5 protein-coding genes are annotated in these 11480 nt (G+C 74.3%); all 5 read right to left on the reverse strand.

Annotated features, from left to right (window positions below; genetic code table 11):
• Window position 1: 1 nt before the first annotated feature.
• Window positions 2-6862 (reverse strand): type I polyketide synthase, encoded by a 6861-nt coding sequence (locus FGW37_RS32640; protein WP_246430696.1) that lies wholly within the window; start codon window positions 6860-6862, stop codon window positions 2-4.
• 226 nt (window positions 6863-7088) lie between these two features.
• Window positions 7089-8315: an ATP-grasp domain-containing protein gene (locus FGW37_RS32645; RefSeq protein ID WP_179084375.1), complete on the reverse strand. Its 1227-nt coding sequence runs from the start codon at window positions 8313-8315 to the stop codon at window positions 7089-7091.
• Window positions 8287-9612 carry an MFS transporter gene (locus FGW37_RS32650; protein WP_179084376.1) on the reverse strand — a complete coding sequence of 442 codons (1326 nt, stop codon included), beginning with the start codon at window positions 9610-9612 and terminating at the stop codon, window positions 8287-8289. The genes FGW37_RS32645 and FGW37_RS32650 overlap by 29 nt, the downstream gene beginning before the upstream one ends.
• 355 nt (window positions 9613-9967) lie before the next feature.
• Window positions 9968-10201 carry a ferredoxin gene (locus FGW37_RS32655; protein WP_179084377.1) on the reverse strand — a complete coding sequence of 78 codons (234 nt, stop codon included), beginning with the start codon at window positions 10199-10201 and terminating at the stop codon, window positions 9968-9970.
• 13 nt (window positions 10202-10214) lie between these two features.
• Complete coding sequence (locus tag FGW37_RS32660; protein WP_246430697.1) at window positions 10215-11315, reverse strand: cytochrome P450; 1101 nt, start codon at window positions 11313-11315, stop codon at window positions 10215-10217.
• Window positions 11316-11480: the final 165 nt, after the last annotated feature.

Below are 11480 nucleotides of genomic sequence, written 5' to 3' on the forward strand. Positions count from 1 at the left end.
GTCACCGCCCCGGGGCGGTGTAGACGACGGCACCGGACTGGACGCCGCCCCAGGCGAGTTCGCGCAGCAAGGCCTGCGCGCCCTCATGGGGGTCGATGAGGCCGATGCCGCGCCGGGCGTACGTGCGGCCGAGCTCGGGGGTGACCATCCCCGGGTGGGCTCCGGTGGGGGCCCACGGCCCCCAGTGGACGATCAGGGCCCGGCCTCCCGTGCGGGCCGCCCACTGTGCGCCCAGTTCCTCCAGCGCGTCGTTGGCCGCCGCGTAGTCCGCCTGGCCCCGGCTGCCGAGCGCCGCGGCGACGCTGCCGAAGAGCACGACGAAGGCGGGCAGGGCAGGCAGCCCTTCGAGCGCGCCGAGCAACGTGGCCGCGCCGTCCGCCTTGGTGGCGAACACCCGTTGGAAGGACGCGGCGGACTTCTGCGCGATGAGCCCGTCCTCGATCACGCCCGCCCCGTGGACGACACCGTCGAGACGACCGTACTCGGCGTGGATCTCCTTGACCGCCCGGTGCACGGCCCCGGGTTCCCGGATGTCCACCGGCCGGTACCGCACGCGGGCGGCGACGCCCTTCAGCTCGTCCATCGTGGCGCTGATCTCGCGCCGTGTCAGGATGCGTGCGCTCTCCTCGCGGATCTGTGACGGTGTCATGCCGTCGCCCCGGGCCGCGAGCGCGCCGTACAGCGCCGCTTGGTCGCCGGCTGCGGCGACGGCCGGGTCCTCGTCCGGGCCGGGCCAGGACGTACGGCCCAGCAGCTCGATCCGGCAGCGGGCGGCCGTCGCGAGGGCGACGGCGAACCGTGCCGTGATGCCGCGCGCCCCGCCCACCAGGACGACCACCGAGTCGCGGTCCAGTCCGGCGGCGGCCGCGGCCGCGGAGCCCTCACCCTCCTGTCCCGCAGGGGCCGCCTCCGGGGGGACGATCGGGGCCTCCTGGAGCTCCAGGCCCTGCCGGCCGGCACCGGTCCGCAGCACGACCGGGGCGTCCCCGTCGTCGAAGAGGATCTCCGCGGCGAGGGCGTCGGCCACAGCGGACGCGGGCAGGCCGGGGGACAGCTCCACGAGCCGGGCCACGGCCTGCGGATACTCCCGGGCCACGGTGCGCATCAGCCCGCGCAGGCCGGCCGTGCGGGCGTCGTGCTGCGCGGCGGCGGTCCGGACGGTCAGGAGCCAGTGCGGGTCGCACCCCAGGGCGGCCCGGACCACGGGGTAGATGCCGGGGAGCACCGGCAGGTCCGAGCCGGCCAGTGGGCCGAGGAGAACCGCGCCGTCCACGGGGCCGTCCCGCCCGGTCAGCAGGTGATCGGCCGGAAGGGTCACGGTCTGCGCCCCGTGCCGCTCCAGCCGGGCCGCGAGCGCCGTGGCGACGTCGCCGCCGCCGAGCAGCGCGAAGCGCCGGCCTGCGAGGCGGGAGGGCGGCGCAGCGGCAGGGACGCCGTGGAGCGGGACGGGCCCGAGCCGGAACCGCTGCGGCGCTCCGCCGGACGCCGGCTCCGGCTGCCGCGGCCGGGCGTCGGGCGGGGCCCCCGCGGCGATCCTCCTGATCAGCCATGCCGCGGTGGCGGCCGCGGTACGGGCCTTGCCGAGCTCTTCCAGTTCCTCGTCGCTGAGGGCCGCCGCCTCGCCGCCGGTACCGAGGCCCGCGCGCTGGGCGAACTCGCCCGCGATCTCGGCCCGCTTGATGGAGTCGATGCCGAGGTCGGCGTCGAGGTCCAGATCCGGTGCGATCATGTCGAGCGGATAGCCGGTGCGCCTGCTGATGACCTCCGACACCAGCCTCAGTGCCTCCGACTCGGTCAGGGCCTCGGGCGGTGCGGCCGGTGCGGCCGCCACGGGCTGCGGCGCCGGACGCAGGGGAGCCCGGGCCGGGAGCGCCGCGGGCTCCGGCTGACCGGCTCCGAAGTACTTCAGCAGCACATCGCGCTGGGCGGCGATCATGTCCCTGCTCGTACGCAGGAACTCCGAGACCAGCTCGTCCTTGTCCGCCCGTGGATCACCGTCGCGGTACGGGGCCGTCGCCGACGGGGCGGCGATGCGCCGGGCCGGTGCCGGCCCGCCGGGCACGGGTTCACCGTCCCGGGTGCGGACCAAGTGACCGTCGACCGTCCAGCCCGGCCGCTCCTGCGGTACGTCTCCGGCGTCGACGGCGTCACGTCCGCGGAACATCCAGGCGGTGCGCACCGGCAGCCCGGCGACCGCGAGCGCGGCCAGGGCGTCGAGGAACCCGGGCAGCTCGCGGCCGTCCTCCCCGACCCTTCCCGCACAGGCGACGGCGCGGTGCGGCCGGCCGGCGAGGATCGATCCGACCAGGCCGGTGAGCACGGTGCCCGGCCCCGCCTCGACGAAGATCCTGGCCCCCGCCGCGTACATGGCCTCGATCTGCTCCGCGAAGCGCACCGGCGCACCGATCTGCCGGGCCAGTTCCGCGCGCACGTCCGCCGGCCCGCCGTGCTCGGCGGCCGTCCGGTTGGACCAGACGGGGAACTCCGCCTCGCCCAGGGCCCGGTGCTCCAGCGCCTCGGCGAACCGTCCTTCGGCCGCCGTCACGAGCGGGCTGTGGAAGGCACAGGCCACCGGGAGGCGGGTCGCGGAGCATCCTGCGGCACGCACGGCCTCGACCGCCGCGTCGACCGCGTCCACCGGCCCGGAGACGACGGTCTGGGCCGGGCCGTTGTCATTGGCCACGGCGACCCGGCCCGACAGGCCCGCTTCCGCGAGGGCGTGTTCGACGTCGGCGGGTCCGGCGGCGACCGCGGCCATGCCGCCCGGCCCGTCCGCGTGCGCTCCGGCGGCCGCGTGGATCGCGTTCGCCCGCTCGGCGCTCAGGTGCAGCAGAGTACGGGCGTCCATGACGCCCGCCGCGCAGAGCGCCACGAGCTCCCCGTAGCTGTGTCCGGCCGCCATGTCGGGCCGGATGCCGGCCTTTTCGAGGAGGGCGTGCGCGGCGAGGCCGACGATGCCCAGCGCCGGTTGTGCCGCTCGGGTGTCGGTGAGGCGGGCCCGGCGCTCTGCCCGCCGTGCGTCGTCGAAGGCGGCCGGGGGATGGAGGACGGCGGCGTGGTCACGGCCGAGGCCGAGGTGGCGCTGGAGCTCCGGGAAGGTGACGAAGAGGTCCGCGAACATGCCGGGGCGCTGACTGCCCTGACCGGGGAAGAGGAAGGCCACCTTGCCGGGGTCTTCCTCCGTCCCCGTGCCCGTCCCCGCCCCGGCCCGCGGTTGCGCGATGTGGACGCCCGGCGCGGGGCCCCCGGCCGCCGGGTCGCCGCCGCGCTCCAGGACCCGGCGCAGCTTGCGCACGAGGTCGGCGAGGTCGGTTGCGACCAGGGCGACCCGGACCGGTTCCCGGCCTGCGTCGGCCGTGCGGGAGGCCGTCAGGGCCACGTCGCGCAGGCGCCGGGGCCGTCCGGCGGCGTCGTCGGCCTCGGCCAGCTCCAGTGTCTCGGCGACGGTGCGCAGGGCGGCGGGCAGGTCGCTGCCGCGGAAGAGGAAGAGCTCGGCGGGCCACGCGTCCAGGCCGTGCTGCGGCGGCATGCCCGTGCCGTGGGCCGCGAGCACCGCATGGAAGTTGGTGCCGCCGAACCCGAAGGCACTGAGCCCCGCAACCCGCTCGGCGGCCGGGACCGCCCACGGCCGGGCCCGGGTGTGGAAGACGAACGGGCTGCGTCCCTCCCGCCAGCCGGGGCCGGGCCGCTCCAGCTGCGCGGCGGGCGGTGTGACGCCCGTGTACAGCGCCAGGGCGGTCTTGACGAGACCGGCCAGGCCCGCGGCGCATTTGGTGTGCCCGATCTGTGCTTTGACGGACCCGAGGGCACAGCTCCCCTGCCGTGCCCCGGCCGCGCTGAACACCTCGTCGAGAGCGCTCATCTCCGTACGGTCCCCGACGACGGTGCCCGTCCCGTGGGCCTCGACCAGCCCGACGTCGGCGGGTGAGACGCCGGCATTCCTGTAGGCCCGCTCCAAGGCGGTGCGCTGGCCTTGCGGACACGGCGCGGTGAGGCTCCGTGACCTGCCGTCGCTGGAGCTGCCCACCCCCTTGATCACGGCGTAGACACGGTCGCCGTCCCGTTCGGCGTCGGCCAGCCGCTTGAGCACCACGCAGGCCACGCCCTCGCCGAGGACGGTCCCGTCGGCCGCGGCGTCGAACGGGCGGCACCGCCCCGTCGGTGAGAGCGCCTGCACGGAGGAGAAGAGGGCGTAGTCGGTGATGCCGTTGTGCAGGTCCGCACCCCCGCACAGGACGAGGTCGCTGCTGCCGGTGACCAGTTCCTTGCAGGCGGCGTCGACAGCGGCGAGGGACGAGGCGCACGCCGCGTCCACGGTGTAGTTCGCCCCGCCCAGGTCGAAGCGGTGGGCGATGCGCCCGGAGACGACGTTGGCCAGGATGCCGGGGAAGGAGTCCTCGGTGGGCGTGGGCAGCTGTTCCGCCAGGCCGGGCGGGACCGCGCCGAAGTAGGAGGGCAGGACCGCGCGCAGGGTGTAGGCGTGGGACAGCTCGCCGCCGGACTCCGCACCGAAGATCACGGAGGTGCGGGAGCGGTCGAAGGGCCTGCCGCCCCGGCCGCCGTCGCTGTAGCCGGCGTCGTCCAGAGCCCGGCGCGCGGCCTCCAGCGCGAGCAGCTGCACCGGTTCGGTACTGCCCAGGGAGGCGGGCGGAATGCCGTAGCGCAGCGGGTCGAAGGGGATGCGCGGCAGGAAGCCGCCCCACTTGGAGACCGTGGCCGTGCCGTGGTGGAGGGCGGGGTCCCAGCGGTCGGCCGGCACCTCGGTGACCGCGTCGGCGCCGCTGAGCACGTTGGCCCAGAAGGCGGCCATGTCGGGTGCGCCGGGGAACATGCAGGCCATGCCGACGACGGCGACGTCCAGCGGCCGGGGGACAGCCGCCTCGGACGCCTCCCCGGCCGGGCCCTGCCGCGGCACGCGGCGCAGCTCCTCCGCCCGCCGCTCCAGGAAGTCCGCGGCCTCTTCGGTCACGGCGCGGTGCAGCGCTCCGACGGTGGTGACGCCGGAGCGCAGCGCCGCGACGTCCCCGGCCATGAACAAGCCTTCGCGGAACTGCCGTTCCTCGCCCACCGGCACCGGTTCTCCGCCGGGGCCGCGTTCGACGCCCCTGCTGGCGAGCCGCAGCCGTCCGACATTGTGCCGCTCCAGGCTCTCCCAGCGCTGCTGTGCCGGTACGCCCTGCGCCCGGAGCCGCTCCTTGAGCGCGCCGAAGTCCTCCGTGACGGGGGTCGTGAGGCACCGGGTGGCATGGCCCGGCGCCGTCTCCAGCAGGGTCGTGCGGTGCGCCGCCAGCATCTGCCGCTGGAAGAGCGGCTGCACGGCGCCGCAGGCGACGGCCTCTTCCGTGAACAAGTAGGCCGTGCCCATCAGCAGGCCCACCGCGACGCCGCGCCGGGTCAGCGGGGCGGCCAGGGCGGCGACCATGGCGGCGGACCGCTCGTCGTGGATGCCGCCGGCGAAGAACACCTCTATGCGGCCTTCCCGGGCGCCGGCCGCTTCCTGAGCATCCTGGCCCCCCTGCCCGGACAGGAAGTCCGTGAGCACCGCGGTCTGCGCCTCCCACAGCGGGAAGCTGTTCCGCGGCCCCACATGACCGCCGCACTCCGCGCCCTCGAAGACGAACCTGCGGGCCCCGGCCCGCAGGAACCGCCGCAGCAGGCCGGGCGAGGGGACGTGCAGGAACGTGGCGATCCCGGCTTCTTCGAGGGCGGCGGCCTGGGCGGGCCGTCCGCCCGCGATGACGGCGTGGCTCGGGCGCACCTCCCGGATGACGTCGAGCTGGGCGCCCCGGATCCCTTCCGGGGCGAAGCCGAGCACGCCCACGCCCCAGGGCCGCCCGGCGAGGGCCGCCGCGGTGTCGCGCAGCACGGCGCGCGCCCGGTCCGGCGGCGCCAGGGCGAGCGCGATGAAGGGGAGCCCGCCCTCCGCGGCCACGGCGGCGGCGAACGCGGGCCGGTCGCTCACCCTGGTCATCGGCCCCTGCGCGACGGGCAGCCGGACCCCGAACGCCTCGGCCGACGCCGAACCGGGACGCAGCACCGAGGCGGCCGTGCCGTCGTCGATGCCGTCCTCGACCGCTTCCGTGAGGGCCCGGACGGTCCCGGCCACGGTCTTCCAGCGGTCGGCGAAGACGGATGCCAGGAAGCCGTCCTGACCGACCGGCAGGCGATCGGCGCGCTGATCGCGGCGCAGCAGCTCCCGGTGACCGTCGACGACCGTGGTCTCGGAACCGTCCATGGCGCGGATCCGGGCCGCCTCCCGCCCGCCGAGGCCGGACTCGGCCAGCAGGGCGAGCTGGCTGTCCAGGACGACTCCGGCCGCCCCGCCGGCGACGGCCGCCGCGGCGGTTCGCGGTCCGATGCCGCCGCAGGCCCATACGGGGACGGTCACGCCCGGCTCGCCGAGCACCTGCTGCAGGAGCACGAACGTGCCGACCGGGCCGACCCGGCCGCCGCTCTCACCGCCTCGCGCGATGAGGCCGTGCGCCCCTGCCCGGACAGCGGCCAGGGCTTCCTCGACGGAGGTGACCTCGACCAGCACCCGGTACGCGCCGGCTGTTTCACGGACCGGCCAGTCCGCCCCCACGCCGAGCACCACCGTGTGCGGGGCGGCCCCGTCCCCGGCCGGCCCCGGGCAGAGATCCGCGGGCGCGAGCCGGCACCCGGCCGCGACCCGTACGCCGTACCGCCGGCCGGCGGTCCAGTGGCGGACCTGTTCCAGCTCCTCCCCGGCCCGCCGGCCCCCTGAGCCGAGGTCGAGCACGCCGAGTCCTCCGGCCCGGCTGAACGCCGCGACGAGCCTGGCGTCTGGTGCGCCGAAGGGGCTGATCCCGATGAGCACGTCACGCAAGGACGCAGCGGACACGGAGACACTCCTCTGCAAAGGGAGACCCGGCGTCCCATGACAGTCCCTGTGAGCCGTCTGCGACAGAGCGCACGCAGGGTGCGCAAGCGCACAGGAGGGGGCACGCGTGAGCCGACCTCGCCGACGTCGGCCCTTTGGGCCGCAGAAGACGGCGCCGCCCGCAGAAGACGGCGCCGCCCGAGTTCCGGTGTCGGGCAGGTGCACCGGATTCGGGGGAGTGATGGGGTCAGTGGGTGGAGGTGACCTGGAGGTGGATGTTGGCGGTGGCCTTGGTGGCGGTCTCCATCGCCTGGGTGGGGGTTTCGCCGAGGGCGATGACGTAGCCGATGCGGTCGTGTGAGCTCTGGAGCTCGGTGAGGCGGGAGCCGGGTACGCGGTCGAACTCCCAGCGCAGGATGCCGTCCATGGGGGTGAGGGCGAGGGCGGTGAGGGTGCCCGCGGCGGGCGGCGTGACGAAGCTGATCGCCGCTGCTGGTGCGGCGGGCACGGGGGTCAGCGCGGAGGCCGTCCCCAGCAGGGCCGCTATGGCGCGCTCGTACTGGTCCTGACCCGTGGCGAGCTTGACGAGTTCGGGGATGCAGTCGCCGCCGACCCTGGTGTGGGTTTCGATGACGACGGGGCCGTGCTCCGGGTCCAGCCGTAGTTCGGTGTGGCTGGCGCCGTGGCCGATCTCGAGGCGGTCCAGGACGCAGCGCACCGCCTCCCGGATCCGTTCGGCGTCGTCCTCAGGGAGGAGAGCGGGGACCATGTGTCCCGTCTCTATGAAATGGGGGCTGTCCGTGGTCTGCTTCGCCGTGATCGCGAGAACGGTGTGCCGGCCGGCCGTGCTGACCGCCTCCACACTGAATTCCGGGCCGGTCGCGGCATGTTCGGCGATGTAGCGGGCAGGGCCGGTCTGTTGAGCGGCCGTCTCGTGTGCCGTGGGCCGGGCCGTTACTTCCGCCTGCCATCGTTCGAGGTCGGCGTACGAGTCCAGTGCTGTCACTCCGGCGCTGCCGGCCCCGTCGGCCGGTTTGACGATCCAGGAGGTGCCGTCGGGCTCGGCACGTACCGCGGCGGCGATGTCGTGGGCGGCACCGGCTGCGTACGGCCAGGCGTAAGGGGTGTCGGCGAGCAGACGGCGCATTGCCGCTTTGTCGCGGGCGCGGGCTGCCGCGGCGGGGGAGACCGAGGGAAGCCCCAGGTCGGTGGCGATACGGGCGCAGACTTCCTGGGCGAGTTCGGTGAAGGAGACCACGAGGCGCGGCGGCCCGAGTTCCGTCGTCAGGCGGTCCACGGCGGCTCCGGCCGCATCGTGGTCGGTGATGTCGCAGAAGACGACGCGATCCGCGTGGGCTGCGACCTCGCGGGGCACGGGCGTGCCCGGCGAGGCGAGCACCACCGGCCGGTGGCCGTGCAGGGCGATCGCCCGGGCCCCGTCGGGGCTAGGGCCGAGCAGGCACATCCACGTCATGAGTATTCCTTTCCTGGCCGCTGAGCGGCTTGTCGGACTTTCTTCGCCCGCCCCAGGACGTGACCAGACCGGTGAGCAGAGCGAGTGCGGCCGCACCCCAGTACGGCGCCGCCGCCGGTGACAGCGCCCCCGGCCCGGAGGAGCGGACCGCCAGCAGCGTGCCGAGCCAGGCACCGGCCGACTCGGCGGCGCCCCATGCCACACCTGCGAGCGCGTAGGCGGCGGTGGTGGACAGCGCTCCGCGGCGCTCGGCCACCTGAGCGTCGTAGAGCGGGCTCCACACCAGCTCGGACAGGGTGAAGAGCACCATCGCCCCGAGAAGCAGCCCGAGGCCGGCCGAGCGGCCGAACGCGAAGAGCAGGACGGCGGCGGCGAGGACCACGTTGGCCGCCGCGCACAGAATGCCGAAGCCTGCGCGCGGGCGGGTCAGCACCCGGCGGGACAGTGCGGACACCGGCACCTGCAGCGCCACCACCAGCACGGCGTTGAGGGTGAACACCAGGCCCAGGTCGCGGGTATTGACCGAGTCGCCCAGGTAGGCGGGAAGGACGTCGAAGACCTGCGCGTAGGCCACCCACGTGCCGCACACCAGAAGCGAGAAGACCACGAAGGGGCGCTGCGGGAGCCACCGGCCCCGCCCGCGGCCGTCGCCTCCGGCGTGCGCCCGGGGGCGCTCGCCCGCCCGCCACGCGCCCGGCAGCGCGGGTACCGCGGCCAGTGCCACCAGATCGAGCGCCGCCGCGGCCAGCGGTAGAGCGTCCGCGTGCCGCTCCAGGAGGAACCCGCCGAGGACCGGGCCCACGGCGGAGCCGGCGTTGACCGCCATGTTGAGATAGCTGAACCCGCGCAGCCGCTGATCCGGCGCGAACGCCGCGACCTGGGCCTTCAAGGCCGTCGTCGCCATCGCCAGGGACAGGCCGGCCGACGCGGCGAGCACCAGCCAGCCCGAGGCCGGCAGGGTCAGGCCCATGCCGAGCACGGCGAAAGCGACGGCCGCCCCCAGGTAGCCGGCGCCCACCGAGGCCTTGAGTCCCAGCCGGTGGATCAGCGGTACCAGCAGCACTCCGCCGGCCCGGTTGGCCAGGATCGCGGCGCCCACCACCAGGCCCGCGTCGGCCCCGCTCAGGCCACGGGAGTCCACCAGCCACAGCCCGAGGTAAGGCAGCACGGCGAAGAAGCCCGCACAACTCGTCGCCCGCGCCACCACCAGTGCGGTCAGCTGCCGGGCGGTCAGCGCACGGCCGTCTTCGCCGGCCTCGTCCTTCGTGGTCGCCCGGGGCGGCTTCGCGCTCACCACTGCCGCGACTCTCCGCGTCCGGCCTCAGCGGCCACGGCCCCGGCCTCAGCGGCCACGGCACGGATGACACGTGCGCTGAACACCTCACTGCCGGCGGGGACGCCATCGCAGCCGAGGATGACGAGACGGCCTGTCATGTGTGCCCTTCCGTACGGTCCGGGCACCGCATGCGGGGCCAAGACGCCAGCGAACCAGCGACCGCTCGCCATTCCCCGCTTTCCGGAACCGGCGTCACGACGGTTACCGGCATCAATGGAAACAGGCGCTGCGGTCCGTTCTTTCTACCCCCGGTCCGGTCGGCGCGATCTATGAAGATGATCACGCTTCTCACGGTGGAGCTTCCGCCGACGGCCAACTAGCGTGGAGAATTTCCGGATCGCTGATCGGCGCCCGGTCGCCGGGTGATCCTGATGACCGCCGTAGGGCACTGTTCGGCGGCCTCCCGCACCGCTGCCTGCTGCTCGGCGCCCGGAGTGGCGTCGAGGAGGATCACCGTGCCGTCCTCGTCGTTCTGGTCGAAGACTTCCGGGGCGATGAGCACGCAGGTGCCCGCGCCGCAGCAGAGGTCCTTGTCGATCTCGATCCTCATCGGGGCGGCCTCCTCACCAGCGCACCGGGAGCCCCAGGACGCCGTACGTCACCATCATCTCCCGGGTGCCGATCTCGCCCGCCGGAACGGCGAGCTCAAGCCGGGGAAAGCGACGCAGCAGGGACTCGTAGCCGATGGAGAGTTCCAGGCGGGCCAGGTGGTGGCCCATGCACTGGTGGGGGCCGCTGCCGAAGGCGAGGTGCCGGGTCACGCCGCGGCGGATGTCGAGGACGTCGGGGTTCTCGAAGCCGAGCGGGTCACGGTTGGCGGCGGGCAGTGACACCGTGACGACTTCGCCCTTGCGAAGGGAGTGCCCCTCGAACGCGAAGTCCTCGGCGGCGACCCGGATCGGGCCGATCTGCACCACGCTGAGGTAGCGCAGCAGCTCTTCCACGGCACCGTCCATCAAGGACCAGTCGGCGCGCAGGGCCGCCAGCTGCCCGGGGTGGCGCAGCAGGGCGTACGTGCCCAGCGCCAGCATGTTGGTGGTGGTCTCCAGCCCGGCGATGAGCAGGACGATCGTGATGCCCAGCAGCTCTTCGTCGCTCAGGTCGGTCTCGACGGTGAGCCGGCCGAGGATGTCCGGGCCCGGGTCCTTGCGCGCGGCGCCGATCAGGGCGTGCAGCATGCCGCCCAGGAGCACCATCGACTGCTGCATCTCCTCCCCGCTGCTGGAGAGGCTGAAAAGCACGTCGACGTGGCGCCCGAACTCCGCACGGTCCTCCTCCGGCAGCCCGAGCAGTTCCGAAGTGACCAGCGTGGGCAGCGGCTTGGCGAACGCCTCGACCAGGTCGACGGGTCCGCCGCCGCTCTCCATCGCATCCAGCAGACGGTCCGTCATCTCCTGGATACGGGGCCGGAGCTCCCTCACCCGCCGGATGGTGAAGTGCTTGCTCAGCAGACGGCGGTAGCGGGTGTGCTCGGGCGGGTCCATGTTGACGAACATGCCCGGGGGCAGGGCATCGGTGCTCAGCTCGGAGCCGGGCACCTTGACCGGAGAACGCTTCCCGGCCGGCAGTGAGCTGAACCGTGTGTCGCCCAGTACGGCCCGTGCGCTCTGCAGGCCCGTGACGAGGCGGCCGATGTGCCCGTCGGGGTACTGCAGCGGGGTCACCGGGCATTCCGCGCGTGCTTCCGCGAAAGGGGCCGGCGGATCGAAAGGACAGCCCGCCGGGCGTGCCGTCGGGAAGGGACGTGCTAACTGATTCCCGGATTCTGGTGAATGCGTCATGGGGCGATGAATCCTTTTCACCGAGGAAAAATGGCAAAGGCCATACGG

Origin of the sequence: Streptomyces rectiverticillatus (assembly GCF_013394065.1) — a bacterium.
GTDB lineage: Bacteria > Actinomycetota > Actinomycetes > Streptomycetales > Streptomycetaceae > Streptomyces > Streptomyces rectiverticillatus.